This window comes from Cupriavidus sp. USMAA2-4 (assembly GCF_001854305.1).
GTDB lineage: Bacteria > Pseudomonadota > Gammaproteobacteria > Burkholderiales > Burkholderiaceae > Cupriavidus > Cupriavidus malaysiensis.
On record NZ_CP017748.1, the window covers coordinates 140,247 to 162,649 of the forward strand.

The following is a 22,403-nucleotide window of genomic DNA, read 5'->3' on the forward strand; positions in this document are numbered from 1 at the left end:
GGCGCCGCGGGGAGCCTCGTCAATCCATCGACATGGTGGCCAGGTCGATGAACCAGCTTTGCGGCTGCACCACGCCCTTGACCTTCTTCGAGATGGCGCGCGGGCCGACGTCATGCGCGATCAGCACGAAGGGCGCTTCCTCGACGATGCGCGCGTGCAGCCTGGCCAGCGCGGTATCGCGTCCCTTGGCGTCGAAGGAAGTGCGGGCGGTCTCGATCAGCTTGTCGAATTCGGCGTTGCCGAAGAAGCCCCAGTTGTTCGAGACGGGCGGCTGCGTCTTGGTGCTGACGAAGCGGACCATGGCGAAGAAGGGGTCCATCGCGGCGAAGCTGACGTTGATGGCGTTGGCGCCGTGCGCGCTGGCGTCCTTGGCGCCGATGCGCCAGTTGGTGAAGAGCGTGTTCCACTCCACCACGTCGAAGTCGACGTCGAAGAAGCACTCCTTCAGGTTCTGCTGGATGTACTCGTTCATCGGCAACGGTTGCATCTGGCCGGAACCCGACGCCGACACCTGGACCTTGACCTTGACCGGCTTGGCGGCCGTGTAGCCGGCCTCCTGCATCAGCTTGCGCGCGGCGGCCGGGTCGTACTTGATGTGGAAGGACGGATTGCCCCACCACGGATTGCCCGGCTCGACGATGCCGGTGGCGTCGGCCATGTAGCCGCCCAGCAGCGTCTTCAGGCCGGAACGGTTCACGCACAGGTTGGCGGCCTGGCGCACGCGCTTGTCGAGCCAGGGCGAGCCTGGCGCGAAGGACAACTGCCACGGCCACACATGCGGCTGCTGGTTGGCGTAGACCTCGAAGCCGCGGCTCTTGATCTGGGCGATGGCGTCAGGGGCCGGCGCCTCGATCCAGTCGACCTGGCCGGACAGCAGGGCGGCCGTGCGCGCGTTGGCTTCCGGCATCGGCAGCATCACGACCTTGTCGATCTTCGGCAAGCGCTTGCCATCCCAGTAGTGGGCATTGCGCGCCAGTTCGAGCCGCTCGCGCGGCACGAAGCGCGTCATGCGGAAGGGGCCGGTGCCCGACGCGTCGGCGGCGAAGGCGACCCAGGCTTGCTTGGCGCGCTCGACCGGCTCGGTGACCGAGGCCGGCACCGCCGCGAACTTCTTCTCCCATTGCGCCGGCGAGGCCATGAACAGGTTGGTCAGGTTGTAGGGCAGGAAGGAGTCGGGCTCGGAGGTGGTCAGCTCGACGGTCAGGTCGTCGATCTTCCTGGCCGCGCGCAGCGTCGGCATGCGCGAAACGGTGACGCCGACCTGGCTCGGATCGAACTGCCGGGCGCTCTTGTCGAGCACCTTGTTGACGTTCCAGACCACCGCGTCGGCGTCGAAGGGCGAGCCGTCGTGGAAGGTCACGCCGGGGCGCAGCTTGAAGATCCACTTGGTCTTGTCCTTGGCGTCGACCTTCCACTCCGTGGCCAGGCCGGGAATCAGCAGGCTCGGGCCGTTGTTCTTCGACAGGTCCCATTCGGTCAGGCTGTCGTAGAGCGGGATGCCCGTGAAGCGGTTGCCTTCGAAGCCCTGGTCGGGCTGGCCCAGGGTGCGCGGGACGTCGGCGGCGGTCATGCCGATGCGCAGTACCTTCTCGGCATGCGCGGCGCCCGGCAGCGTGAAGACAGTGAGGGCGGCGAGGGCGGTGGCCGAGGCGGCGGCCTTCAGGCCAGTCGCGAGAGGGGACGTGATGGGGTTCACTGGCGAAGCTCCTGTGTGGGAAGGGAGGTCGCCTTCGTTCAAGCAAGCGGCGTGCCAGTCGGCGGAAGCACATGGCGAAGGTGGGCAGCCCCCGGCGATGCCCCCGCCTTGGTCTGCTTCTTGCAAGTTGCCGAGCGTGTTTCAACCAACCGACATGTGACCATGGACCAGCAATACCTTCCCCGCATCAACGCCGGACGCCTGTGGCAATCGCTGATGGACCTCGGCCGGATCGGCGCCACGCCCAAGGGCGGCGTCTGCCGCATCGCGCTGACCGAGGAAGACAAGCGCGGGCGCGACCAGGTCGTGCAGTGGTGCCGCGACGCCGGCCTGGCGGTGCGCGTGGATGCGGTCGGCAACGTCTTCGCGCGCCGTGCCGGCACCGACGCCGGCGCGCCCGCGGTGGCGACCGGCAGCCATATCGACACCCAGCCTTCCGGCGGCAAGTTCGACGGCAACTTCGGCGTGCTGGCAGGGCTGGAGGTGATGCGCACGCTCGACGACCTGGGTATCGAGACGCGCGCTCCGCTGGAACTGGTGTTCTGGACCAACGAGGAGGGCACGCGCTTCACGCCGGTGATGATGGGCTCGGGCGCCTTTGCCGGCCTGTTCGCGCCGGACTTCGTGCATGCCCAGACCGACCGCGACGGCGTCAGCGTGGGCGCGGCGCTGGAGGCGATCGGCTACCGCGGCACCCACCCGGTGGGAGAGGTGCCGGGCGGCATGTTCGCGGCCTACTTCGAGGCCCATATCGAGCAGGGCCCGGTGCTGGAAGCGGCCGGCCTGCCGATCGGCGTGGTGTCCGGTGCGCTGGGCCAGCAATGGTATGACGTGACCGTGACCGGCATGGATGCGCACGCGGGCCCCACGCCGCTGGCCTTGCGCCACGACGCCCTGCTGGCGGCGGCGCGCATGGTCGATGCGGTCAACCGCATCGCCGTGTCCGAGGCGCCGCATGGGCGCGGCACGGTCGGCTATCTGCAGGTCTCGCCCAATTCGCGCAATGTGATTCCCGGCCGCGTCGAGTTCTCGGTGGACCTGCGCAACCTGAGCCACGACGGCCTGGACCGCATGGACGCGGCGATGCGCTCGGCCTTCGCCGGCATCGCCGAGCACGCGCGGGTGGAGGTGGAGATCCGCCAGGTGGTGAAGTTCGAACCCTGTGCCTTTGCGCCGGCCTGCGTCGACAGTGTGCGCCGCGCGGCCGCCTCGCTCGGCTTGCCGCATATGGACGTGGTCAGCGGCGCCGGGCACGACGCGGTCTATGTGGCGCAGCGCGCGCCGACCGGCATGATCTTCGTGCCCTGCAAGGACGGCATCAGCCACAACGAGCTGGAAGACGCCATGCCCGAGCACATCGCCGCCGGCGCCGACGTGCTGTTGCAGGCGATGCTGGAACACGCGCGATGAAGTTGGCCGGCGCGTTGGCGCCGGCCATGCGCAACACTGGTGGGGCGGCCTGGTTTGCAGGCCGCTTTGCTTTGTCTTGCGGGCACCCGGCCCGCCTCAGTGCGCCAGGGACAGCGAGATCGCCCGCGCGCATTCGATGACCAGCGGCGCCAGCTTGCGCTGCGCCTCGGCCATGGTCCAGCGGCTGGCCGGCGGTGACACGTGCACGGCGCCCACCGCCATTCCCTGGCGGTCGACGATGGGCGCGGCCAGCCCCATGTCGCCGAGGAACAGCTCCTCTTCGTTGACGGCAAAGCCGAACTGGCGGCACGACTGCACGCGCGCCAGGATGGCCTGTACCTCGGTCAGCGTGGCGGGCGTGCGCGCCACGCGCTGAGAGCGCTCCAGCAGCGTAATGGCCTCGGCGTCTGGCAGCGTGCTCAAGTAGGCCCGTCCGGAACTCGTGCAGTACATCGGGATGCGCATGCCCACCGGGGTCAGCACCGGGATGTACTTCGATGTCATCAGCTGCGCCACATAGACCATCTCCAGGCCCACCGGTTCGGTCAGGTTGGCCGTTTCGCCGCTGTCGCGCGCGAGCTGCGACAGGTAGGGGCTGGCCGCGGCGATCAGCGGATCCGCGGCGAGATAGTTGAAGCCGATCTCCATCACCTTGGGGGTCAGCCGGAAGCGCCGCGTCTGCGGATGCTTGGCCATGTAGCCGAGGCATTCCAGCGTATGCACGGTGCGCTGTGCCGAACTCTTGGTCATGCCGGTCAGCGCGGCCAGTTCCGGCAGCGTCAGCGTGCGGTGCGCGGCGCCGAAAGCGCGCAGAACTTCCAGGCCTTTTTCCAGCGATTGGTTGAAGAGCGGATCGGGACGCTCGGCGTCCGACGCTGCGTCGGCGCGCGCGGTTCGAGGGGAGGCGGGCGGCAGGGAGGTCATCTCGTCACGGGTCGGTTCGGGCCGTTGCGCGGCCGCTGGTGCGGGGACGGGGCCGGGGCATCGCACCATCCGCGGGAGCTGCTGCACCACGGGCAGGCCGTATTGCACCAAGATATGTACATATCGTTTATCGATATCTTTGGCTCGGCGTTAATCATACCTGCCCGAAATGTCGCTGGGAACATGCATCGCCATCATTTTCGCTGCGCGGTGCCGAAGGCCATCCGCGAACACATCGACGAATTCCGGAAGAACATCATCCGGACGATGTGACCGACCTTCCTTCCCCGTAACAGGTAGCAGCTATGCCGACACTGCAGTTCCAGGTAGCCGGCGAGGACGCGCTCGCCCTCGACGTCCAGCAATTCATCGTCGCCGGCTGGACCTGCTGCGATGCCGCCGCCGTCCAGCACCACATCGACGAACTCGCCGCCATCGGCGTCAAGCCGCCCGCCACCGTGCTGGTACTGGCCTGCATCCGCCGGCAGAACCGAGCGCTGGCACCGGCGCCCCGGGGACTGGATTCAGGCGCGCGCTTGCGCTACAATCCGCTGCCTCGTTGCGCTACCGGCGCACGGCACGTCGGCCGCCCGGACCACACTCCGGGCCAGGCAGACAGGAAAGGGCGGGCAGTACCAGCCGCCTTTTTTGTTTGCCGGGGCTGCACAGCCAGTGACGAGCAAGCGCAGGCCCGCCCGGGCCGCGCCCATGGACCGCGAGGGTGGCGAAATTGGTAGACGCACCAGGTTTAGGTCCTGACGCCAGCAATGGTGTAGGGGTTCGAGTCCCCTCCCTCGCACCAAACCACCAAATTGTGATGTTTTCCGCACGAAGACACTTAGCGCAATTTGGTGCCACTAGAAACCCGGAAAGCCAAGGCTGACAAGGGTTTCCGGGCGATTCGCCCACCCTGTCTAAGCGCACTCGCGCACCGTTGGAAGCACTCTATAATCGTGGTCGCGCCCCACGATTGCCCCACCAACGCCCCACGAGTGCACCATGGCTTCTTTCCAGAAACGCCCCACCGGTTGGCGGGCCCAGGTCCGCGTCCTCTCCCAGCGCGACAGCCGTGTCTTTGACACGAAGGCCGAGGCAATGGCCTGGGCAGCGAAGCGCGAGACCGAGCTGCGCTCGATCGACGCTGGCCAGGGCAGCAAGACCCACACGGTCGGGGATGTGCTCGACGAGTACCAGCGGAAGATCAGTCCGACCAAGCGCGGTGCGCGATGGGAAAAGCTGCGCTGTGACCTGATCGGCCGGCTTGAGCTGGAGGGCCGCAAGTTCGGGGACATCCGCCTGGCGGAGCTGCAGCCTCACCACATCGCCGCCTGGCGCGACGTGCGCTCGCGCGACGTCTCCGGCCCGTCCGTGTCGCGGGAGATGTCGCTGCTGTCCCATGCCTTCAAGGTGGCGCGCGAGGAATGGGGCTGGCTTGTCACGGATCCCATGAAGAACGTCAGCCGGCCGCCGGACAACCCGCCGCGCGAGCGCTTGATCTCCCAGGGGGAAATCGACGCGATCACGACGGCGCTCGGATTCGAGGATGGGTTGCCGGTCGGGCTGCCGTCCCAGCGCGTGGCGGTGGCGTTCCTCTTCGCCATCGAGACGGCAATGCGGGCCGGCGAGCTGCGGGGGCTGACCGCGGCGACGGTCGACTATGAGAAGCGGGTGGCGCACCTTCCCCTGACCAAGAACGGCCGGGCGCGGAACGTGCCGCTGTCCACGCGCGCGGTGGAGCTGCTGCAGATGCTGCCGGCCGTCGAGGCAGGGGAGCCGTTGTTCAACCTCAACCCCTGGAGCCTTGACGTGCTGTTCCGCAAGGGGAGGGACAAGGCCAAGGTGGCGGGGCTGACATTCCACGACACCCGGCACGAGGCCATCACGCGGCTGGCGAAGAAGTTGCACCCGCTGGATCTGGCCCGGATGACCGGGCACACGAACCTGCAGGAGCTGATGACCTACTACAACAAGACGGCCGAGGACATGGCCGTCTTGCTCGACTAGATCTCCTTGCGGGGCCGGCCGCCGGTCCAGCCCTTGTAGGAGCGAGCCCAGGCGATGACCTCGGCCGCCTCCCAGAGCGGGAGGCTTCGCACCGGCTTCTCGTCGGTCTTGCCCGACTGCACGGACGGCAGCCGGATCGCCTTCGGGAAGTCGGGCAGCGTGACGATGCGTTCGCGCACCACCTTCGGCGCGCGCTTCAGGAAGGCGCCGATGGCCTCCACATCCCACAGGTCGATGGCGACGGGCAGCGCCGGCTGCACGCGCTTGGCGACCGCGTCGGCGAGGCGGTCGAGCAGTTCTACTTCGCTCATTGCTTTCCTCCAATCCGCCAACCCTGGCGGGTCAATTCGATGATGCGTGCTGCTGCTTCGGTCATTGCTGAAAGGGCTGCGGCCGGGTCTTGGCCGCGATGTAGAGCGGGTGCTTCGGGCTGCCGTCCTGGTTCAGCCCGAGGTGATAGAGCAGCTTCCCGCGGCCACACATCCGGATGATGCGCAGCACCTCGGCCGCGCGCGCTGGCGCCGCCTTGTGGGCGCCCCAGGCGCAAATGACCATCGCGCACCGGTCGATCGCGTCCATGATGACGGCGTCGTTCAGGTCCGCTCGGTCGCCGAGAGGCGCCGGGTGCGTCAGCAGCCCGTCCGGATCGGTCGAGCGCAGCGGGAAGAGGTTGACCACCTCCAGGCGGCCGTACTTGCCCGCGATCGCGCGCTGCAGGCACCGGGTGATGGTCGGGTCGTCGACCTGGTGGTCTGCCGTCGACGGGTTGAGCATGATGAAGCCCAGCGCCGGGCGGCCGCTGTCCCACTCGCGCCAGAGTCGGTAGCGGTACTGCTCGCAGTCCGAGAGGATGGCGCCATCCCTACCAACGAGGGTCTGGTTCAGCAAGTGCTTCATGCTAGGGTTCTCCAAAATCAAGGGAGAAGAGACATGGACGCGGATACAAAAGCTTTCGTGGACGCAATTGCAGCCGAGCCTCCAGGGAGTTTCAAGCTCTTTAGAACCCGGGATGCCGATCCTGCGGTAGAGGTTCAGATCCGCAACATGGCGGAGCTGATGCAGAGAGTCGAGGTGGCTAGGCGCGCGGGTTGTTTGATTGAGGTCGTATCCCTGAGGCTTCAGTACATTGACGTCTGGCTTCGACGGTTCTTTGACTCGAAGGCGTCCGCTGATGCTCAGCGGGAGCGAGAGTTTGGGCGATTGCTCCGGCAGTGTTTTGAGCTTGGCCTGGAGAAGGGGCTCTACGATCGGATCCAGCAGTTCAACAACGCTCGCGTCAAGGCAATCCATGGCTTTCTCGTGGGCGCGACGGACTACGATTCCATTGAGGAAGCCGTGCATGCGTCTGACCATCTCGCAAGGGAGACCGCCGCATTCGTAGTTAAGTTTGGTGGTGAAGACGTAACCGCAAATTTTGTCAATGAGCATCACAATCGCGGCGACAGCCTCTATCACGTTGCAGATACTCTTGCGAGCCTCGCCGAAATGCCAGACATCTAGCGCGGGCATGTCGTCGACGTAGACCGTCATGCCACACCTCCCTCGCGCTGGCTGGCGCAGCCCTTCTGTTCCAGGGCATGGGCCGTGTGCCGGGCATAGGTCGCCACAGCGCGCCAGTAGGCTGCCATGGGCGCCTTGCGGCGGTCCCAAGCCTTCTCTGCCTCCGCATTGGCCTGCTTGCGCATCTCGCGCAGGAGCGTCACCAACGGCGCACGCAGCTCCGGCGGCAGTGCGCGCAGCGAGCGACCGGCCGGCAGTTCCAGCAGCGGATTGATGTAGCCCATCACGCACCTCCCTCGCGCTGGGCGGCCAGGGCGGCGATAGCGGAATCAATGGCGGCGCGCGGGTCAGCGAAGCACTCGGACTGCTGCTCATAGAGGGATGGCCATTCGACCCTGTAGCGTGGCAGGCCCGCGCTGACTGGGATGGTGACGATCATCGCCTCTTCTTCGACCAGCCACATAAGCCGCTCCGCATCGCGCGCCGCTGCGCTGTCGGTGGAGGGGGCGGAGAGAAGTTCTGCTGCAGCATGCCTGGCGTCCCGGTGGCCGACGCGGTAAGCCATCTTCACTGCCGCATCTTCATACTCGACTGGGACGATGCATGGCAGGTTCATCACGGCCGCGAATGGATCTTGCCGGCAGTCCTGCTCCGCAACGCGCGCCTCGCTGGGCTGGGAGGCGAGCAGGGCGCGGGCCTTTTCGATGGCATTGCTGGTTGTGATGCGGTGAGCTGCCGAAGTTGGCATGGCCGCGTTCACGTCCTGCAGTACATTGAGGATGAACATCACGTCGCGCTGTACCCGATCCGTCGGCGCGGCAGGACAGGCGCTCGGCGCAGGGGCGGCGCAGTTCGGGCAATCCTTGACGCAGCGCACTGGGCCGTTCTCAAACTCGACACCGCCGCAGCCGGTGATTTCGCCGTCATCGACAAAACCAGAGCCGCCGCAGCGCTTGCACGCCACCGCCTCGCCCTGCGCCTGCGACTGAGGCTGCGAGAGGGCAGCGCTCTCCGCTGCGGCGATCACGGCTGCGCGCTCATTGGCGCGCGTCGAGCCGAATTCGACCAGGCCGGCGGCATCGTTCTGCCTACCCCATTCGCACTTCTGGTCGATGGTCATCAGGTTGAGCGCATTCTGGATAATGACGTGCGAGGCCTTCAGTTCGGCCAGCAGCGGATCGCGCAGGGAATGCTGACTTGTCATGCTGCTTGCTCCTGGGTGTCTTCGGCAGGGCCAATCGCGCTATCGACGATTCGCTTGGTCAGCCGGTATTGCATATAGGCGCCAGCCACCATGAAGGTGAAGAAGCCGGCGAGGGTGATCAGGGCTGCGGTGTGCTGCATGGCTCAGAACCAGGCGGCGGCCGGGTCGCGGCGGATCAGCAGGCCTTTCTGCTCGGCCGTCTTGAGCCTGAGCCTGGCGGTGCGGATGGCCAGACGCACCGGATCCTTCTTGATCTCGCGCCAGCGCCGGCTGGCGCGCTCGGCGCGACTGGGGGTGGGTGGCCTGGGCACATCAGGCCCGAAGCCGAGAATCCAGAGCCGCGAGCGGACGCCGTCCAGCCCCTGCGGCCCCCAATCGCCGACACGGATGCCCTTGCCGTGCATGAGGCGCATGCAGTGGTCGATGGAGCGGCGCGAGATCTCGATTTCCTCGGCCACTTCCTTGGTCGAGCGCGGCTTGCCATCCGCGAGCAGCTTGCAGATCAGCTTCCAGGTGATGGATCGACCGATCCGGCTGACCTTTCCGCGGGAGCCAAGGCCGATCTCGCGTGCACGAGCCTGGATGCCAGAATGGGAGCGGCTCGGCAGCAGATGCATCCAGTCCTTGATCGGCGTGCCGTTGCCCCAGTTGGCGCGAAGGATGTCGAGTTCGTCTGTCGTCCAGGCGTTCTTCATCTTGCGGATCGTCTTCGTCATGCCGGCGCTCCTGCGAGAACCCTGCGATTGCCGCTGGAATCCATGGGCGAGACGATCCGGCCGCCCTCCATCTGCTCGAGGAGGCGGGCCGCGCGGTTGTGGCCGATCCGCAGGTGTCGCTGCACCATCGAGATGGAGGCGCGCTTGTTCTTCTGCACCACCTCGACCGCTTGCGGGTAGAGCGGGTCGCGCTCGCCCTGGTCCGAATCCTCTGCGTCTTCGGCGGCGGACACCAGGTCATCGGGGGCAGCGGGCGCGATCTCGCCGCCCAGGGCGGCCATCAGGTCGGAGAGCATCCCGGCCAGCTCGCCCGCCATCAGCAGGAAATCGCCATCGAAGGCCTCATCGGCTGTCTTCTCGGCCGCGCCTGCCGATTCCTTGATGACTTCGAGGGCGGTGACGCGCTTGAGCGTCAGGCTGTCGGTCAGGACGAACGAAACGCGGTCGTTCCAGGTCATGGCCAGGTGGGTGCAGCGCTTGCCGGCGGCGATGTGGCGGTTCACGTCGGCCGGCTCCAGCGTGTGCTGGACGTAACGGACGGTTGCGCGGCCCTCGCCGGTGGCGCGCAGCTCGGCGTCTTGGTCGATGGTGAAGCCCGCCGGGGCAGTGTCCGTCGCCAGCCACTCGGTCATGGCGGCCACCGGCGCATGCTGGGTGCGGATCGGTACCAGCTTCAGGCCATCGATCGCACGGAACAGCTCGCCGCGGATCACATCCGCCTTCTGGGCGCTGGCGGCGTCGATAGCGAGCCAGCCGTTCACCGGGTCAATCCAGGCGCTGACCTTGCTGCAGACGCTGAAGGCCCGCGGCAGCAGTTCGTCGGTGACTGCCTCCTTGATCTCGCGCAGCTGCTTGCGGCCGGGCTTGAATCCCTGCTGCTCCTCAATCTCGGTCGCGCGCTCCTTGGTCGCCTGGTTGACCACGGCGGCGGGCAGCAGCTTCTTCTCGATGCAGAGGGTGATCAGGATCTGGCCGTTGACAGCGTGCACCAGGCCACCGTCGCGCGGGGGAATCCAGCCCTGGGACGACAACTCGAGATCCGTGCACGGAATGTAGGCGCGCTTCTCCAGCGCGTCGGCCAGGTCGTCGGCACTGAGGCCGAACGATGCCAGGCGGTAGAGGGTGAGATTGCGGAACCACATGGTCTGTCCTCTCGTGGTTATGCGGCGAGCTTCTTCAGCTCGGCGAGGTTGTGCTGCACCAGCTTCTCGAACTCCCACAGGTCTTCGACCATCGCGTCGATGTAGTCGTCGTCGCGCTGGATGCGCCACCGGAAGAACTCCTTGATCGGCTTGAGGGCAGGGCAGTAAATGCAGAAATCCCAGTACTGGCGGTTGGAGAGCCAGAGGTTCCCTTGCACCTGGTCGGTGTACTTCTGCAGATCGTGGTCGATCAGGGTCGTGCGCAGCTCCTCGGGGGAGACGAGGCACTTGTATTCGGCGCCGCCGTCGTCGCCGATCCATCCGTCGGCGCTGGCGCCGAAGCAGCGGTCTTCGGTCAGGACGATGCCGACCGGTTGGACATAGATGCCGATGTCCGCCTGGTGGGCGATGCGTGCATCAGGCTCCAGGTCGTGGCCCCGGCGCATTTGCCACGTTTCATAGCCGCTATCGAGGGGCGCGCCGGCAACGCGCTCGACGGCGAGGCGGAAGGCATAGTCCAGGGCCGCTTCGGTCGGCTGGCCGCCCGTCTTCTTGGAGCGTGCGATGCGGAACATGCTGGCAGTGCAGACGCCGGATCTGGCCTGGAGCCAGTCCACATCGCCTTGCGAGCAGTTGACGATGATCGTGCTCACGCTGCGGCCCTCCGCAGTTCATCCATGCGCAGGTTGAAGTAGTCGGCGTAGCGAGCCTTCGCCTCCTTGTCGAGGCCGGCCATGATCTTGCTCAGGTCGCCGATGGTCTTGGCATCGCGCATGCCAGGGTGGGCCTCCGGCGCGACCGGCGAATGCCCGTCACCACCGCCCGTGTCGCCGTCCTCGTCCAGGTCGTCGTCGGCGGCCACGCCCAACAGCGCCGTGACGACGTAGCGGCGGAGGTAGGTGACCGTGGCGCCGAAGTTCTTGATATCGCCGTCGCCGCGCGGCACGCGAATCACAGCTTCGATCTGCGCGCCGCTGGAATGGCCCAGGATCGTGCGGATAACTGTCGTGCCGGCTTCGTCCGTCACCAGCTGGAACAAGCAAAGGCCGTTCTCGGAGAGGGCCGGCGTGGTCTTCTCGCGGATCTCCTGCAGGTCGGCGTAGCGGAAGGAGTAGGCGGGCTTCTCTTTCGGCTTGATCGTGACGGCGCGGTTCTTCTCGATGGGCTTGAAGCCGCCTTGGGCTTTGGCGAAGGCGGTGTAGAGCGGCCCCATGCCGGCGCCTGGCGCCGGGGTCAGGCTCGTTTCGATCGGGTGCAGTTCAGCCTGGGTCATGCTGCGCTCCCGGTGGCTTGGGCGATGGCGGCGTCGATGCGGTCTGCCAGGTCGCCGGCCGGGACGTGGGCGCGGGCCTCGGTCAGCAGGGCCAGCAGCGTGCCGGCCTGGGCGCGAACGCGCTCCGCGGCGGCCTTGGCAGCTTCCTGCTCGCGGCGGATGGCCTCTGCTTCGTCGCGCTTGCGCTGCTCCTCGGCGGCGCGGGCATCGGCCTGGCGGCGCTCCTCCGCCTCGCGCTCGGCGCGCGCGGCCGCCTCCTTCGCTTCCTCCTCCTGGCGCTTGCGGGCTGCTGCGTCGTCGCGCAACTGCTTCAGCTCCTCCGCGTCCTTGGCGGCAGCCAGCAGGGTCTGCAGGTTCGTCAGGGCGGCGTCGATCGCGGCGGCGGCCTCTGCCTGGAACTCGGCAAAGTCGTCAGCAGCCTCGCGGGCGAGGGAGTCGATGCGGGCCTGTATCTGGCGGGCGGCCAGACCGATGCAGGTCGACGGCGCCTGCTCGATCGCGCGGATGCGCTCCTTGATTCCGTCCACGCGGCGGCGCTCGGCCTCTGCTGCCTCCTGCTCTGCCCGGCGGGCGTCGGCCTCGGCCTGCTGCTGGGCGCGCATCGCGGCCAGTTCCTCGCGTGCCTTGGCGTTCTCCAGGTGAGCGCGGAGCGTCGTCAGGGCGGCGTCGATCGCGGCGGCGGCCTGCTCGGCGTATTCCTCCCAGTTCCGGCTGTCCAGGTACTCTGGGGACTCCAGGTCGCGGATCGCGGCCTCAACGTCGGCGGCCGGCGAGCTGATGTAGTCGCGGGGCAGGGTAGCGATCGCGTTCAGGCAGGCCTGGTGCACCTTGATCCTGTCCGCCTCGGCCTTCATCTTGGCGGTGCGCTCCTCGTCCTTGCGCTTCTGCTCGGCGTCGATCTGGTCCTTCACGGGTGCCTCGATCGCTTTGACGGCGCCCAGGATCTCGTCGCGCTTCTCGCGTGCCTGCTTCTGGACTGCCATGATGGGGCGGTTCCAGTTGGTGTAGGCCTCTTCGGTCGCGGTGCGGATGGCCACGCAGTGCTGAATGAACTCGCGGGCTGCCTTGTTGCCGGCCGTGCTCTTCACGTCGAAGGCCTCTGCGCCAGCCGTGCGCAGCTCGGCCAGGCCGGATTCGATGGGGTCGTACAAGGCGAGGGCGGTCGCCGGCTCAGCCTGGACCGGATCCAGGACTTCGTTTTGCTCTTCCATGGGTTCCTCTCAGCGAATAGGGATGATTTCGAGGCTGCCGTCAGGAAGGCAGCGGCCAGAAGGGCGAAGGCCCGCAGCGCGCAGGTAGCGCAGCCAGGCATCCCAGGTGATCTCGGGATTCATGCGGTCCTCCCGAGCTTCGTGGGGTGGATCTGCGCGGCCGGCGCGTTGCTGGTGAAGAAGTAGGCGAGGGCGACCACCGCGATCACGACGACGGTGGTCACGTTCAGCCGGCGGTTGTTGCGCGCGATGCGTGCGGGGTCGTGGCGCGGTGTCATTGGGCGCCCCCGAAGTCGGAATCCGGGACGATGACGACCGATCCGCGGATCTGGTGCGTGGTGCCCGGGCGGCAGACCTCCCGGTAAAGCTGGGTGGCCTTCTCGTTGACGGGCAAGCCTTTCGCGTGGCCGAGGTCGTCGACCAGCATCACGTGCTCGCGGTCGCGCAGTCGCACCGTGTCCAACGTGTCAGCGCCGATGCGATCACGAATCTGCTTGATCGTGCGCGGGCCGTCCAGCGTCACTTCGGTGCCGTCGGCGTGGATGACCTTGCGGATGGGGGCGCTCATGCCAGCACCTCGTCGCGCTTGAGGTCGGCGGCCTGGCCGGCTTCGAACGCAGCGTCAGCGAGGTACGCATCAAGGGCGAGGTCAGAGATCTCGTCCATGTCGTGGAGGTGGGTCACATCCACGCCCGAGTCGGTGATGCGCTCCACTTCGAAGCAGGCATCCTGGCCCGGTTCATCATGTGAATCGCCGTAGCCGCGGCAGTAGGTGCCGGATATCTGCAGCGAGGTGCCGTTGTGGACGATCGTGAGAGTGGTCATGCCTTGCTCCCATTGGCTTTGGCAATGGCGTCACGCAAGACAAGCGGCACATCACCTTGACGGTGGCCGGCGCTCAACATGAACCGAAGAGCGAGTTGTGCGGCCTGGAGAAGATCGGGGGCCGCCTCCAGCAGTCGTCCATTCGATTCCGAACAGGGGTTCGTGCTGGCCCCGTAGACAACAGCCACTGGCTCGCCGCTCGGTCCAATCAGGAGGCCACCGGCGCCTGCGCTGTCGCTGCCAGCGTATTTCCATGGCCCGGGGGTGTGCGTGTAGGTCATGGCGCGCCTCAGTCCAGGCTGTGGGCGCGAACTTCCACCACATGGCGGCCGTGCTGGTCGTCGGCTTTCGTGGTGACGGCGGGGCTGCGGTACCGGTCGATATTGCCGACCATCTCCTTGGCGCGCGCTTCCACCGCAGCTGCATTGAAGCCGCGGATCGTCGTCACCTCCTGCTTGCCTTCCACGCGCCGGCGGACGATGACGTCCTTCGACTGCGCCATGGCACGGTCGACGGCGGCCCGCGCCTCATCAGCCAGGCGCTGCTCGTGCTCCAGGCTTTCGTTTGCCCTCGCCACCAGGGAGTCACGCAGCTCGGTGTAGTGCGCTTCCTTCAGCAGCCGGATCTCTCCCGGATCCTTGCTCGCGAACTTCAGTGCGTCGATGGCGATGAACGCGATCAGCGCGTCCGTCCGCGCTTGCGGCGGGATGCGGCTGATGATTTCGGCAGGCGACATTGCTTCCTCCATCTGGTGGGCCGCCTGCGGAGTGCTGGCGGCGCGTCGATGGAGGTAGATTACAAAACTGTAATTGCAACGTCAATACATAAATGTAATTTTCTTCGGGAGGCTAGACCCCAACGCGCCTTTTGGCCAGCACAACCTGCTTGGCCAGGTCCGCCAGTGCCTCGATGACCAGATCCGAGTCTTCCGCGAAGAGGCCGTCGATGCGCGCTCGGTACGGCCCGCCGCGACGGATCCTGATCCGGATTTCGCCATCGTCCTCATCCCCATCCACGTCCGGAGGCTTCTCCTCCTCTCGGACCCCTTCCCGTGCACGCCTTTCCCTGTAGGCGTCCATGCGAACCACGTTGCTCATGTTTCTTGTTGTTTTGGTCGAGGCCACTCCCCGCCTTTCAGAACAATTACGAGGCGTGGGGCGGGATCTGACTACCCCGCTTTTGTTGGAGGCAGAAGGGACTACAAAGGGGTGGCAGAGACGTCTGCCGCGCTCATTCGGGTGACGCGCGTGCGGTCTAGACTGGGTAGACTGAGGCTAGGAGGCAGCCATGGACCCTGATGACGTGATACGTAAGTTCGAGCAGTTGGCGCTCGACGATGATATCGAACTTGATGTGGACGACGCGATCGCCATGCTGGCAGCGCTGCTGACCGATCGAACGATAGAGGGAAAGGAGAGGGCGCTCCTGGAGCGAGTGGGAGCCACGCTCTATCGCGTGGGACTGAACGAACGTATGGTTGCGGCGCGACAACGAAGACGATAGGCAACAAAAAGCCCGCGTAGCGGGCTTCAGGTGAGTCGTGCCTGTTTGCCTGAGGTCGTCCAGGTCTCCAACTTCGTCGCAAGATCTGCTGGATTTGACTCACAGAAAGTTGCCACGCCGGCGTCTTCAACTTCCTGCAGGAGCTGTTCCGTTTTCCGTGCAATAGCTGGTGCGCCTGGATCATCTGCTAGATGTGGCAGCACAACAAACAACGCCGGTTGCGAAGTCGCGTTAGTCAAATTGTGAGCCGCTAGGACGCTCGTCATCGACTGAAAGACATGCTGCTTCACCGTCTGCATATGGGCGTAGCGGGCTGAAACAAGATTCCCGTAGCTCTTGCCGTTGAAGAGGCCGACCTGAAGTGTTCTCGTGCCAAGCGAAATCTGTCGCGCCGGCACGAAGACGGAATGCGCGGCACTCGATAGCATGCGCCGCATCTCCGCATAGGCCCAGCCTTCGTCCATCGCTGATTCTCTCGACACCGGGTCGGCCCAAAGTGCACCCGCGTGGCGTTTGAGCAAGCGACTTAGCTCCTGCTCGACGTTGTGGGTTGCGAGGTACCCACAATTCGACACGCGAATATGAGGTGTTCCCGATGTCAGGCTCGATAAATCACCGCGGAATTGCCGCTCGAGAGCCAGTTCGACACCCGATGCCAAGTCGCGAATCTCGGCACCGCTCAATGCATCACCGTACAACGAGGCGAGCTTCGAGAACTGGGGGAGCCACCGCACTAATGGTTGTCGATCGCCTTTGATGACTGCCGCGACGCCAATGATGAACTCTTGCTGGCTGCCAAGATCAGGGCGGAACCATAGCGTTGCCCATTCGCCGGTGAAGACTGGCTCTGGCGCGTGGGCTGCTCTCGACAGTAGAAGGGATATGTCCATCAGAAAAGTTGCCCGGTGGCTTGCGCAAGTGTCGTAATCGTTGCGCGACCGCTCATATACTCCAATATTGTAGCAATCTGGTCAGCCTTCAGCAGTGGCTTGAGGTTAGTTTGGAGCTCGCTATTCGTCTGTGGCCAGAGGTCGCGAGTAGTGTTCGACTCGCTCAAAGCATGTGCCTGCCACGCAGCGTACTGCGAGACGGCAAGTTCGTCGCGTGCAAGGGCGAGCAACTGATTCTTGGGGTTGTCGTCTACCCAATTGATGTGCCAGTGATCGCTACCGCCAATGGAGCCCTGGTCAATGGCAAGGTACTTCAGGTCATCGACACACATGAAGTTTGCGTCGCTGCGGTCATTGTTGCCTGTGATGTGATCGAGCCCTGTGAGCGTATGGCAGAAGTTGCTCTTCAAGAAGGCGTTTAGGCGCGTGCGATCAAATGCGACAAGTCGCCTGTAGAACTTGAATGGCTTGGCGTTCTGGACCAGTGAGGTTGCCCAGCAGACTGCGAAGCCAGACTTCTTGTCGACATACTTCGCTACGTCTAGCGCGAAAGCAGGAAGCGTTGCCTCCGGCAGGAGGATGATCCCGCCGCGAGGAGGTTGAGGGATCCCTCGTTTCGCGTTTGCGATGTAACCAATCACCTCATTCGCCACGCCGCACGAACTTGCCGGATAGAGCTTGATTACGGTGTCCTCAGCCTCTGTCGTGCCGGGCCATGTGACCCTCCCAACGTAGATCGGCTGCGCTCCCGGTGCATGGGCTGTGTCCGCGCTCTCAATCCAGGATGCGAAGCCTCCATACACGTCTGAGGTCAAGATACTAATCAAGCTTGCGTCCTCCGGAATCTGGCTTAGTAGCACCCGTAGGGCCCACAGGTCCGCTGGAAGTAGTTTCCGCGGGAGTCCGTGCCGTAAGTGGTCGTTTGGTTGCCGATCGCAGTGGTTGTGCTGTTCCAGCTCTGGCCGTTGGCCGCGGTGCCTTGCGTGTAGGTGGAATTGCCGACCCGGCTAGACGTTTGCTCCCAGGTCGACCCGGTGCCAGCGTTGTAGCCTTGGACTGTGGTGGAGTTGCCGAATCGGCTGACCTGGTAGCTGTTGCCGGCGTCGTCGGTGCACGTCTTGTGCGTTGGGCCGCCGAAGCAGGAGGCCCAAGACGCAGAAGCCGCGAGGCTCAGCAGCGTCGCGGCGATGATCTTCTTCATAACCCTTTCCCCCCTTTTACTTCTTGTAAACGCGAGCCTAGCCAGTTCGGCGGCCCTGCGATACCCGAAGGATTGGGGGTGTTACCTCTTGTGCCGCTTCTCTGCGGTGGGCTCCGGGTGTAGGCCTGTGAACTCAAGAACCTTCTTTTTGCGCGACATAACCGGCACGTCGTCCGGGTCGGCGGCCGCGGGCGCCTCAGATTTCACCAGAAGGTCTTGCAGGTACCCGAGGCCCTTGGAGAGGGCGCCGTCGGGCAGCTTCTGAAGGATGGCAATCGCTTCCGCGATCTGCATGTCACGCAGCGTCGGTGCGGCAGCAATTGCAGCTGCCGCCTGGGCAAGCAGACTTCCTGTGCTCGCCTGCGGGTCATAGATTACCCCTCCGGTAGCCTCCGGGGCCTCCCCTTGGGGCTCGTCTTCCGCGCGGTCGAGCCAACCCCATTCGACGCCGGCCTTGCGCTCGATGTCGCGCGCCTTCTTCTCCCCGAACGGGCGAGCGCCCTTGAGGATTGCGGAGATGGCGCCCTGGTTCTCACCAGTCTGCCGGATGAACTCCGCCTGGGTGCCGAACTTCTCCCTGATGAGGGTGTCGAGGCGCCGGCGGCGGTTGTCTGCGGTGGTCATACGGCGAATTATCGAACCCCATTACCTTTTGGTAAATCACAGAAATGTATTGACTTCGCATTACGTTTTTGTAATATGTGCGCATGGACAAGCTCATCGCGTACATCAACTCCCTCGACAAGCAAGCCCGTGCTGACTTCGTCAGCCGGTGCGGCACGTCCGAGAACTATATGCGCAAGGCGCGCAGCACCGGGCAGCAGTTCCGCTGTGAGCTGTGTGTCGCCATAGAGCGCGCGTCGAGTGGCGCCGTGACGCGCCGCGATCTTCGTGAGGACTGGGCTGACGTTTGGCCCGAACTTGCAGCCCAGGGAGCGCAGGCGTGATCAGCCTTTCCCTTCAAGGGCAAGCGCCAGCTGCTCGAGCTGGTCGACCAGTTCTCGCGCCGACGCAAGGCAGAGCGATACGCGGTGGTGCAGGTCTGGCTGCGGCGTCCCGTTTCGGTACGGCTTGCCGGCTCCAGTTGCCAGCCACTCTGGCGATACGCCAAGCGCGCGAGCAAGGGCAGGGGTGTGCCTGCTTCCCTGAGCATTCCGGCCAGGGTCGAGCAGGTAGTAGATCGACTGATGTCGAACGCCGATCCGCTTGGCAAGTGATCGGCCAGACACAGGCGGAACTGCGTGCGCCATGGCCCAACGAAGTCGCTCGCCGTATGTGTACATGCGGGGCAGTTTGTCATCGCTGCCATGCAGGTTTGTCTGCTTTTTCTGTGCAGAGCGCTCTGCCGGCGCTCCTCCGTTTGACCCCTCCGCTTGACCGACCCGCAAGCGGCTTTTCCCTGGCGCCTTTGCGCCGGGGCTCTTTCTTCCTGAGACCCGAAAGCCGGATGGTTGGCGGGCTCGTGCCATCGCTGCGCGCCAAGTGTGGCCGGCACCAAGTAGGGAAGGCAGGGCATCAATCACAGTGCCCCGGCCTGGATGAGGTCGAGGTGCTCGTCCACGTCGGCGAACGCCTCGGCCGTCTCGTCGAGCAGCATCGCCTGCTCGGCTGGATGCAGACCCTGGCCGCTCTCTGCGTCGCGTACCTGGGCCAGCCGCTCAGCGACGACGGCCGGCGCCCGCTCCCCGTATTGCTCCGTGTACAGCCGCAGCAGCAGCTGGCGCAGCAGGAAGACCTGCAGCCGGAGGCTGCGGTGCTCCAGATCGTGTTCGTTCAGCGGTTGCGCCTGGCGGCTTGCCACTCGTTGCTTGTCAGGCGTCATGTCGCTGGTTCCCTGTGATGGTGATCGAAATCTATGAATGAAGACTCGATGCTCCTCGCGCGCAGCCCCAACAGCCACCCGCTGGGCAAGCTGACCTTCCAAGCGAAGGTCGATTTGCCTGAGCCCGTCGGCGAGCAGATCGTCAGCCGCGCCCGCGAGTGCGGCATGACGACGGCTGAGCTGATCCGCGAGGTACTGAGCTGGTGGGCGTGCCCGGCCGACATGCAAAGCGTACTGGACCAACGCGAGAAAGTCGCCAGGGGAAACCTGGCGGGAATCGTACCGAAACAGCCCTGAGGCGCTGGGTTCGGATTTGAGCAACGCACGGCCAGCCGGCCGTACCGGGGGAAGGACCAATGGAACAGATCATGTCTCGGACGCAGATCCGAGAGGAGGGCGCGCTCGCCGCGCGCGCAGGGAAGCAGGGCGCCAGCAATCCGTATCCGGAGGGCACGGAAGCCCGCAAGGAGTGGGATCGCGGCTTCATCCTGGATCGTCGTGCCGCGCAGGCCCTCCGCATCGCAACTGCCGCTGTTGTGTCGAAAGGCATGGCCCGGCGGGTAGCGTAGGGGAGGGGCCATGGCAAAGAACTCTATCGACGCCTATGGCGCCAGCGGCAAGACCAATGCGCTCTCGTTCGACCCGGAAGTCGTGGTATTGGTGACGGACAAGACCTCACCCCTCTACGACGAGCGTGTCCATCTGCCGGTGGATGAGGGGCTCGCCAAGAACATCGACTTCTTGGGCGTTCTGGAACCCATCCTGATCCTGAAGAACCCAGAGACCGGTGATGTTGAGGTTGTTGTCGGGCGGCAGCGAGTCAAGGCTGCACGTCTTGCCAACCAATGGCGACGCGCCCGCGGTGTCGCACCCCTCCAGATTCCGGCCTTGGTTCACAAGGGGAAGCGCGAGAGCGCACTGGACGTGATCGTTGCTGAGAACGAAGCGCGTACCGCTGACACCCCCTTGGGGCGAGCCGAGAAGATGCGCAAGCTGGCAGCGATCGGCCGCAGCGAGGACCAGATCGCCATCATCTTCAAGTGTACGGTCGCCACCGTCCGGGACACGATGCGACTGCTCGAATGCACCGCGGCAGTCCAGGAGGCCGTGGACAGCGGCAAGGTGAATCTCGGCCACGCCAAGAAGCTGGCGGCGCTGCCGCCGGCGGAGCAGCGCTCCAAAGTCCAGGAGCTGGTGGCGGCCGGCGAGACCACGACCGGCCACGAGCGGGCGCGGGCACAGCGCGCTGTCATGGGTGAGGCTGTAGCGCGCATGAAGACGCGCAAGCAGATCGAGGCGGAACTGTCCAAGGCAAAAGGCGAGCGTGCTGCAGCCCTGCGCTGGGTTCTCGGTACCGATGCAACTGCAGGAGCGCGCCAATGACCATCGACGTCGAGAAAATGCTGCGCGAGACGGTTCCCGGCGGCAGCGTGTGCGACCCGCAGACGATCGCGGATTCGATCCGGGCGTGGTTCGCGGCGAATGGCGCTCCGCAGATCCCCACGGCCCGCCTGACTGATAGACAGATCGCTGCACAGGACGCCCGCTATGCGATCGATGGCGCCATCACCTACGGGCGCCTGGGGGAAAACAAGCCCCCGGTCGGACACTGGCTTGCAGAGTACTGGAGCATTGGTCGCCAGTTGGCCAGACTTGGCGAAACCAGCGCCTGGGACAACCAGACACCAGTATCCGCAGCGCCGCCGGTGCTGACGGAAGAGCAGCGCTCGAAGGTGCGTGATGCGATCGCGGAGGCGTTGGGCGGCGCCTACGATTGCCTCCAGGTATGGTCGGCATGGGGTGTAGGCTCGATGGGGCCGGATGACTTCCATCCGGTCGCTGAGGATGACGACCGCGTTGCCGAGATCGCCGACGCGGCTATCGGAGCCATGATCGCCTCACAACCGACCGAGGCGCGCGATGCAGAGCAGAAGCAGTTGATCGCGTTGCTAAGAGAAGCCAGGTCCACGCTGGAAATGTGGAAGGACGTGGCACCCGCCGTGAGCCTGTGCTCAGACATCGACGCCGCCCTGGCCGCCCAGCGCGATAGCGCGAAGGGGAAATAAGCCATGGCAACCATTGAGAACGATGCGTCTCTGGACGCTGCGTTTTTCGACGGCATGACCGACGAGGAACTAGTTGCCCAGGATCTCGTGCAGCAGGGCGCGATTCACGCAGTGAGCTTCCTGTTGGAGCATGGATGCACCGAAGGAACGGCCACCGACATGCTGTTGTCGCTGCGAGAACTCGCCGACCGGATCCGTGCGGAGGCCGCGAAGCGCGGGAAGACTCTACTGTTCGAGACCGACCAGACAGTCACTGGCCGCGCCGCCCGGCGCGAGGGAGGTGCGTGATGCCGCTCTGGTTCTATCCGATGCTGATCGGGTACGCGGCCTGGGCCGAGACCCGTGCACTGCGAATTCTAAAAGTCATCCTGCGGAAAGCTAACTGCAGGTTCTCTCTCGTCGCTGCGATATTGCTTCGCTTGCCACGACAGTACCTGGGCGGCCTCCTTGATTTGGTTGTACAGGCTGACCCACACGTGGCCATATACCTCGCCGCACGTCGCGTCGGCGGTTGGATAGGGAATCCGATCCACTTCACCGATGGCCTTCGCAACGAGCTTCTTGAGCTTTATGAAGTACTGGAGTGCCTCCATCGTGGCAATCGACGTCAATGGCACCTGATCGAGTGCGGAGAGTATCTCCTCCAGATCCGCTCGTTGACTGGCGCGCATCGTCGGAGTCTCTACAAAGCCCTCACGCGATCTCGTGGTGCCGATGTCTTCCGTCCGGGACTTCGCTCGCTCCGCCAGCAATGCGACAAGTCGAAGCACTCGCCATTTCTCTTCTCTCCTTTCTCCTTCTCGTCGCCTCTCGGCCATTCTGTGCTGCCACGCGGGTACCGCGATAGCGATCCCGATCCCAATGATCGCACCGATTGCCTGGACCCAAGTTGCGACCTCACTGCTGTCCTTTGGCGTCCAGTGCGCAAATGCCCAACAAACTACAGCAACGAGGCCGAGCACCAAGAGAAGAGTAACAAAGTACCTGTAGCGAAGCTCATCCATTCGCCTCTCCCA

General features: G+C 65.0%; 35 protein-coding genes, 1 tRNA gene and 1 pseudogene. 11 read left to right on the forward strand and 26 right to left on the reverse strand.

The genetic code is table 11. The annotated features are described in order from the left end of the window. Positions 1 to 19 precede the first annotated feature (19 nt). Entirely contained in the window at positions 20 to 1,696 is a 1,677-nt protein-coding gene (locus BKK79_RS00700) for an ABC transporter substrate-binding protein (protein WP_071036779.1), read from the reverse strand. Positions 1,697 to 1,858: 162 nt separating this feature from the next. On the opposite strand from BKK79_RS00700, the gene BKK79_RS00705 reads away from it, so the two are divergent. Further along, complete coding sequence (locus BKK79_RS00705) at positions 1,859 to 3,106, forward strand: Zn-dependent hydrolase (protein WP_071036781.1); 1,248 nt, start codon at positions 1,859 to 1,861, stop codon at positions 3,104 to 3,106. A 96-nt stretch (positions 3,107 to 3,202) separates the two neighbouring features. On the opposite strand, the gene BKK79_RS00710 is transcribed toward BKK79_RS00705, so the two are convergent. Beyond that, on the reverse strand, positions 3,203 to 4,030 hold the full coding sequence (locus BKK79_RS00710; protein WP_071012951.1) for an IclR family transcriptional regulator: 828 nt from the start codon (positions 4,028 to 4,030) through the stop codon (positions 3,203 to 3,205). A 194-nt stretch (positions 4,031 to 4,224) separates the two neighbouring features. Next, the gene (locus BKK79_RS41030; protein WP_071036783.1) at positions 4,225 to 4,446 is read right to left on the reverse strand and encodes a hypothetical protein; all 222 of its coding nucleotides are present in this window, start codon (positions 4,444 to 4,446) and stop codon (positions 4,225 to 4,227) included. Here BKK79_RS41030 and BKK79_RS41035 point away from each other — a divergent pair. The 3 genes from BKK79_RS41035 (at position 4,336) to BKK79_RS00725 (ending at position 6,034) form a co-directional block, all read left to right on the forward strand. After that, entirely contained in the window at positions 4,336 to 4,767 is a 432-nt protein-coding gene (locus BKK79_RS41035) for a DUF2848 family protein (RefSeq protein ID WP_084084366.1), read from the forward strand. The two genes, BKK79_RS41030 and BKK79_RS41035, sit on opposite strands and share 111 nt — an antisense overlap. Then, positions 4,746 to 4,832 (forward strand) — tRNA-Leu (locus tag BKK79_RS00720). Before BKK79_RS41035 ends, BKK79_RS00720 begins: the two co-directional genes overlap by 22 nt. Before the next feature lie 197 nt (positions 4,833 to 5,029). Next, the gene (locus BKK79_RS00725; protein ID WP_071036785.1) at positions 5,030 to 6,034 is read left to right on the forward strand and encodes a tyrosine-type recombinase/integrase; all 1,005 of its coding nucleotides are present in this window, start codon (positions 5,030 to 5,032) and stop codon (positions 6,032 to 6,034) included. Here the strand turns inward: BKK79_RS00725 and BKK79_RS00730 are convergent. The 17 genes and pseudogenes from BKK79_RS00730 to BKK79_RS00795 form a co-directional block, all read right to left on the reverse strand. Further along, positions 6,031 to 6,345, reverse strand: a complete 315-nt coding sequence (locus tag BKK79_RS00730) for a hypothetical protein (protein WP_071036787.1) — start codon at positions 6,343 to 6,345, stop codon at positions 6,031 to 6,033. The two genes, BKK79_RS00725 and BKK79_RS00730, sit on opposite strands and share 4 nt — an antisense overlap. Before the next feature lie 61 nt (positions 6,346 to 6,406). Next, positions 6,407 to 7,564 (reverse strand): DUF1643 domain-containing protein, encoded by a 1,158-nt coding sequence (locus BKK79_RS41370; protein ID WP_232346242.1) that lies wholly within the window; start codon positions 7,562 to 7,564, stop codon positions 6,407 to 6,409. Further along, positions 7,561 to 7,818, reverse strand: coding sequence for a hypothetical protein (locus BKK79_RS00745; RefSeq protein ID WP_071036793.1), 258 nt, complete (start codon positions 7,816 to 7,818; stop codon positions 7,561 to 7,563). The genes BKK79_RS41370 and BKK79_RS00745 overlap by 4 nt, the downstream gene beginning before the upstream one ends. Further along, the gene (locus BKK79_RS00750) at positions 7,818 to 8,738 is read right to left on the reverse strand and encodes a hypothetical protein (RefSeq protein ID WP_071036797.1); all 921 of its coding nucleotides are present in this window, start codon (positions 8,736 to 8,738) and stop codon (positions 7,818 to 7,820) included. The genes BKK79_RS00745 and BKK79_RS00750 overlap by 1 nt, the downstream gene beginning before the upstream one ends. Further along, a complete protein-coding gene (locus BKK79_RS40040; RefSeq protein WP_157128322.1) occupies positions 8,735 to 8,878 on the reverse strand; it encodes a hypothetical protein in 144 nt (47 codons plus the stop codon). The genes BKK79_RS00750 and BKK79_RS40040 overlap by 4 nt, the downstream gene beginning before the upstream one ends. Before the next feature lie 3 nt (positions 8,879 to 8,881). Next, positions 8,882 to 9,454, reverse strand: coding sequence for a hypothetical protein (locus BKK79_RS00755; RefSeq protein WP_071036803.1), 573 nt, complete (start codon positions 9,452 to 9,454; stop codon positions 8,882 to 8,884). After that, entirely contained in the window at positions 9,451 to 9,735 is a 285-nt protein-coding gene (locus tag BKK79_RS41375) for a DNA translocase FtsK (RefSeq protein ID WP_232346331.1), read from the reverse strand. The genes BKK79_RS00755 and BKK79_RS41375 overlap by 4 nt, the downstream gene beginning before the upstream one ends. Next, positions 9,715 to 10,596: pseudogene (locus BKK79_RS00760) on the reverse strand (recombination-associated protein RdgC); the annotation flags it as partial. The gene BKK79_RS41375 and the pseudogene BKK79_RS00760, both read right to left, overlap by 21 nt. Before the next feature lie 17 nt (positions 10,597 to 10,613). Continuing rightward, positions 10,614 to 11,249 carry a lambda exonuclease family protein gene (locus BKK79_RS00765; RefSeq protein ID WP_232346243.1) on the reverse strand — a complete coding sequence of 212 codons (636 nt, stop codon included), beginning with the start codon at positions 11,247 to 11,249 and terminating at the stop codon, positions 10,614 to 10,616. Next, positions 11,246 to 11,869, reverse strand: coding sequence for an ERF family protein (locus BKK79_RS00770; RefSeq protein ID WP_071036807.1), 624 nt, complete (start codon positions 11,867 to 11,869; stop codon positions 11,246 to 11,248). The genes BKK79_RS00765 and BKK79_RS00770 overlap by 4 nt, the downstream gene beginning before the upstream one ends. Beyond that, the gene (locus tag BKK79_RS00775) at positions 11,866 to 13,080 is read right to left on the reverse strand and encodes a hypothetical protein (protein ID WP_071036808.1); all 1,215 of its coding nucleotides are present in this window, start codon (positions 13,078 to 13,080) and stop codon (positions 11,866 to 11,868) included. The genes BKK79_RS00770 and BKK79_RS00775 overlap by 4 nt, the downstream gene beginning before the upstream one ends. A gap of 119 nt (positions 13,081 to 13,199) precedes the next feature. Continuing rightward, the gene (locus BKK79_RS40045; protein ID WP_157128323.1) at positions 13,200 to 13,358 is read right to left on the reverse strand and encodes a hypothetical protein; all 159 of its coding nucleotides are present in this window, start codon (positions 13,356 to 13,358) and stop codon (positions 13,200 to 13,202) included. Further along, positions 13,355 to 13,648 (reverse strand): hypothetical protein, encoded by a 294-nt coding sequence (locus BKK79_RS00780; RefSeq protein ID WP_071036809.1) that lies wholly within the window; start codon positions 13,646 to 13,648, stop codon positions 13,355 to 13,357. The genes BKK79_RS40045 and BKK79_RS00780 overlap by 4 nt, the downstream gene beginning before the upstream one ends. Continuing rightward, complete coding sequence (locus tag BKK79_RS00785) at positions 13,645 to 13,905, reverse strand: hypothetical protein (RefSeq protein WP_071036810.1); 261 nt, start codon at positions 13,903 to 13,905, stop codon at positions 13,645 to 13,647. The genes BKK79_RS00780 and BKK79_RS00785 overlap by 4 nt, the downstream gene beginning before the upstream one ends. Then, a complete protein-coding gene (locus BKK79_RS40050) occupies positions 13,902 to 14,186 on the reverse strand; it encodes a hypothetical protein (RefSeq protein WP_157128324.1) in 285 nt (94 codons plus the stop codon). Before BKK79_RS40050 ends, BKK79_RS00785 begins: the two co-directional genes overlap by 4 nt. Before the next feature lie 8 nt (positions 14,187 to 14,194). Beyond that, positions 14,195 to 14,641: a hypothetical protein gene (locus BKK79_RS00790; protein ID WP_071036811.1), complete on the reverse strand. Its 447-nt coding sequence runs from the start codon at positions 14,639 to 14,641 to the stop codon at positions 14,195 to 14,197. A gap of 112 nt (positions 14,642 to 14,753) precedes the next feature. After that, on the reverse strand, positions 14,754 to 15,002 hold the full coding sequence (locus tag BKK79_RS00795) for a hypothetical protein (RefSeq protein ID WP_071036812.1): 249 nt from the start codon (positions 15,000 to 15,002) through the stop codon (positions 14,754 to 14,756). Between the two features lie 190 nt (positions 15,003 to 15,192). Between BKK79_RS00795 and BKK79_RS00800 the strand changes: the two genes are divergently transcribed. Next, positions 15,193 to 15,408 (forward strand): hypothetical protein, encoded by a 216-nt coding sequence (locus tag BKK79_RS00800; protein WP_071036824.1) that lies wholly within the window; start codon positions 15,193 to 15,195, stop codon positions 15,406 to 15,408. Between the two features lie 26 nt (positions 15,409 to 15,434). Here the strand turns inward: BKK79_RS00800 and BKK79_RS38645 are convergent, their stop codons facing one another. From BKK79_RS38645 to BKK79_RS00815, 4 genes are all read right to left on the reverse strand, one after another. Further along, positions 15,435 to 16,298 (reverse strand): hypothetical protein, encoded by an 864-nt coding sequence (locus tag BKK79_RS38645; RefSeq protein ID WP_084084367.1) that lies wholly within the window; start codon positions 16,296 to 16,298, stop codon positions 15,435 to 15,437. Further along, entirely contained in the window at positions 16,298 to 17,113 is an 816-nt protein-coding gene (locus BKK79_RS00805; protein WP_232346244.1) for a hypothetical protein, read from the reverse strand. Before BKK79_RS00805 ends, BKK79_RS38645 begins: the two co-directional genes overlap by 1 nt. A gap of 35 nt (positions 17,114 to 17,148) precedes the next feature. Then, positions 17,149 to 17,499, reverse strand: a complete 351-nt coding sequence (locus tag BKK79_RS00810) for a hypothetical protein (protein WP_071036826.1) — start codon at positions 17,497 to 17,499, stop codon at positions 17,149 to 17,151. Positions 17,500 to 17,580: 81 nt separating this feature from the next. Beyond that, positions 17,581 to 18,123, reverse strand: coding sequence for a hypothetical protein (locus BKK79_RS00815; protein ID WP_071036828.1), 543 nt, complete (start codon positions 18,121 to 18,123; stop codon positions 17,581 to 17,583). Positions 18,124 to 18,206: 83 nt separating this feature from the next. Here BKK79_RS00815 and BKK79_RS00820 point away from each other — a divergent pair, with 83 nt between their 5' ends. Then, positions 18,207 to 18,446, forward strand: coding sequence for a transcriptional regulator (locus BKK79_RS00820; RefSeq protein WP_071036829.1), 240 nt, complete (start codon positions 18,207 to 18,209; stop codon positions 18,444 to 18,446). Between the two features lie 572 nt (positions 18,447 to 19,018). On the opposite strand, the gene BKK79_RS00825 is transcribed toward BKK79_RS00820, so the two are convergent. After that, on the reverse strand, positions 19,019 to 19,321 hold the full coding sequence (locus BKK79_RS00825; RefSeq protein ID WP_157128325.1) for a hypothetical protein: 303 nt from the start codon (positions 19,319 to 19,321) through the stop codon (positions 19,019 to 19,021). A 33-nt stretch (positions 19,322 to 19,354) separates the two neighbouring features. Between BKK79_RS00825 and BKK79_RS00830 the strand changes: the two genes are divergently transcribed. The 5 genes from BKK79_RS00830 to BKK79_RS00850 are packed head-to-tail and all read left to right on the forward strand — an operon-like array spanning position 19,355 to position 21,675. Further along, positions 19,355 to 19,618: a hypothetical protein gene (locus BKK79_RS00830; RefSeq protein WP_157128326.1), complete on the forward strand. Its 264-nt coding sequence runs from the start codon at positions 19,355 to 19,357 to the stop codon at positions 19,616 to 19,618. 59 nt (positions 19,619 to 19,677) lie between these two features. Beyond that, on the forward strand, positions 19,678 to 19,890 hold the full coding sequence (locus tag BKK79_RS00835; RefSeq protein ID WP_071036834.1) for a hypothetical protein: 213 nt from the start codon (positions 19,678 to 19,680) through the stop codon (positions 19,888 to 19,890). A gap of 10 nt (positions 19,891 to 19,900) precedes the next feature. After that, complete coding sequence (locus tag BKK79_RS00840; RefSeq protein WP_071036837.1) at positions 19,901 to 20,704, forward strand: ParB/RepB/Spo0J family partition protein; 804 nt, start codon at positions 19,901 to 19,903, stop codon at positions 20,702 to 20,704. Then, on the forward strand, positions 20,701 to 21,387 hold the full coding sequence (locus BKK79_RS00845; protein WP_071036839.1) for a hypothetical protein: 687 nt from the start codon (positions 20,701 to 20,703) through the stop codon (positions 21,385 to 21,387). The genes BKK79_RS00840 and BKK79_RS00845 overlap by 4 nt, the downstream gene beginning before the upstream one ends. A gap of 3 nt (positions 21,388 to 21,390) precedes the next feature. Then, positions 21,391 to 21,675, forward strand: a complete 285-nt coding sequence (locus tag BKK79_RS00850) for a hypothetical protein (protein ID WP_232346245.1) — start codon at positions 21,391 to 21,393, stop codon at positions 21,673 to 21,675. Positions 21,676 to 21,743: 68 nt separating this feature from the next. Here the strand turns inward: BKK79_RS00850 and BKK79_RS00855 are convergent, their stop codons facing one another. Continuing rightward, positions 21,744 to 22,391: a hypothetical protein gene (locus tag BKK79_RS00855; protein WP_071036840.1), complete on the reverse strand. Its 648-nt coding sequence runs from the start codon at positions 22,389 to 22,391 to the stop codon at positions 21,744 to 21,746. Positions 22,392 to 22,403 lie beyond the last annotated feature (12 nt).

Excerpts from the sequence above, each read along its gene's own strand:
- BKK79_RS00705 (WP_071036781.1), top strand. The coding sequence starts at position 1,859 with ATGGACCAGCAATACCTTCCCCGCATCAACGCCGGACGCCTGTGGCAA.
- BKK79_RS00710 (WP_071012951.1), bottom strand. The coding sequence starts at position 4,030 with ATGACCTCCCTGCCGCCCGCCTCCCCTCGAACCGCGCGCGCCGACGCA.
- BKK79_RS41035 (WP_084084366.1), top strand. The coding sequence starts at position 4,336 with ATGCCGACACTGCAGTTCCAGGTAGCCGGCGAGGACGCGCTCGCCCTC.
- BKK79_RS00725 (WP_071036785.1), top strand. The coding sequence starts at position 5,030 with ATGGCTTCTTTCCAGAAACGCCCCACCGGTTGGCGGGCCCAGGTCCGC.
- BKK79_RS00730 (WP_071036787.1), bottom strand. The coding sequence starts at position 6,345 with ATGAGCGAAGTAGAACTGCTCGACCGCCTCGCCGACGCGGTCGCCAAG.
- BKK79_RS41370 (WP_232346242.1), bottom strand. The coding sequence starts at position 7,564 with ATGACGGTCTACGTCGACGACATGCCCGCGCTAGATGTCTGGCATTTC.
- BKK79_RS00745 (WP_071036793.1), bottom strand. The coding sequence starts at position 7,818 with ATGGGCTACATCAATCCGCTGCTGGAACTGCCGGCCGGTCGCTCGCTG.
- BKK79_RS00750 (WP_071036797.1), bottom strand. The coding sequence starts at position 8,738 with ATGACAAGTCAGCATTCCCTGCGCGATCCGCTGCTGGCCGAACTGAAG.
- BKK79_RS40040 (WP_157128322.1), bottom strand. The coding sequence starts at position 8,878 with ATGCAGCACACCGCAGCCCTGATCACCCTCGCCGGCTTCTTCACCTTC.
- BKK79_RS00755 (WP_071036803.1), bottom strand. The coding sequence starts at position 9,454 with ATGACGAAGACGATCCGCAAGATGAAGAACGCCTGGACGACAGACGAA.
- BKK79_RS41375 (WP_232346331.1), bottom strand. The coding sequence starts at position 9,735 with ATGGCCGCCCTGGGCGGCGAGATCGCGCCCGCTGCCCCCGATGACCTG.
- BKK79_RS00770 (WP_071036807.1), bottom strand. The coding sequence starts at position 11,869 with ATGACCCAGGCTGAACTGCACCCGATCGAAACGAGCCTGACCCCGGCG.
- BKK79_RS00775 (WP_071036808.1), bottom strand. The coding sequence starts at position 13,080 with ATGGAAGAGCAAAACGAAGTCCTGGATCCGGTCCAGGCTGAGCCGGCG.
- BKK79_RS40045 (WP_157128323.1), bottom strand. The coding sequence starts at position 13,358 with ATGACACCGCGCCACGACCCCGCACGCATCGCGCGCAACAACCGCCGG.
- BKK79_RS00780 (WP_071036809.1), bottom strand. The coding sequence starts at position 13,648 with ATGAGCGCCCCCATCCGCAAGGTCATCCACGCCGACGGCACCGAAGTG.
- BKK79_RS00785 (WP_071036810.1), bottom strand. The coding sequence starts at position 13,905 with ATGACCACTCTCACGATCGTCCACAACGGCACCTCGCTGCAGATATCC.
- BKK79_RS40050 (WP_157128324.1), bottom strand. The coding sequence starts at position 14,186 with ATGACCTACACGCACACCCCCGGGCCATGGAAATACGCTGGCAGCGAC.
- BKK79_RS00790 (WP_071036811.1), bottom strand. The coding sequence starts at position 14,641 with ATGTCGCCTGCCGAAATCATCAGCCGCATCCCGCCGCAAGCGCGGACG.
- BKK79_RS00795 (WP_071036812.1), bottom strand. The coding sequence starts at position 15,002 with ATGAGCAACGTGGTTCGCATGGACGCCTACAGGGAAAGGCGTGCACGG.
- BKK79_RS00800 (WP_071036824.1), top strand. The coding sequence starts at position 15,193 with ATGGACCCTGATGACGTGATACGTAAGTTCGAGCAGTTGGCGCTCGAC.
- BKK79_RS38645 (WP_084084367.1), bottom strand. The coding sequence starts at position 16,298 with ATGGACATATCCCTTCTACTGTCGAGAGCAGCCCACGCGCCAGAGCCA.
- BKK79_RS00810 (WP_071036826.1), bottom strand. The coding sequence starts at position 17,499 with ATGAAGAAGATCATCGCCGCGACGCTGCTGAGCCTCGCGGCTTCTGCG.
- BKK79_RS00815 (WP_071036828.1), bottom strand. The coding sequence starts at position 18,123 with ATGACCACCGCAGACAACCGCCGCCGGCGCCTCGACACCCTCATCAGG.
- BKK79_RS00820 (WP_071036829.1), top strand. The coding sequence starts at position 18,207 with ATGGACAAGCTCATCGCGTACATCAACTCCCTCGACAAGCAAGCCCGT.
- BKK79_RS00825 (WP_157128325.1), bottom strand. The coding sequence starts at position 19,321 with ATGACGCCTGACAAGCAACGAGTGGCAAGCCGCCAGGCGCAACCGCTG.
- BKK79_RS00830 (WP_157128326.1), top strand. The coding sequence starts at position 19,355 with ATGAATGAAGACTCGATGCTCCTCGCGCGCAGCCCCAACAGCCACCCG.
- BKK79_RS00835 (WP_071036834.1), top strand. The coding sequence starts at position 19,678 with ATGGAACAGATCATGTCTCGGACGCAGATCCGAGAGGAGGGCGCGCTC.
- BKK79_RS00840 (WP_071036837.1), top strand. The coding sequence starts at position 19,901 with ATGGCAAAGAACTCTATCGACGCCTATGGCGCCAGCGGCAAGACCAAT.
- BKK79_RS00845 (WP_071036839.1), top strand. The coding sequence starts at position 20,701 with ATGACCATCGACGTCGAGAAAATGCTGCGCGAGACGGTTCCCGGCGGC.
- BKK79_RS00850 (WP_232346245.1), top strand. The coding sequence starts at position 21,391 with ATGGCAACCATTGAGAACGATGCGTCTCTGGACGCTGCGTTTTTCGAC.
- BKK79_RS00855 (WP_071036840.1), bottom strand. The coding sequence starts at position 22,391 with ATGGATGAGCTTCGCTACAGGTACTTTGTTACTCTTCTCTTGGTGCTC.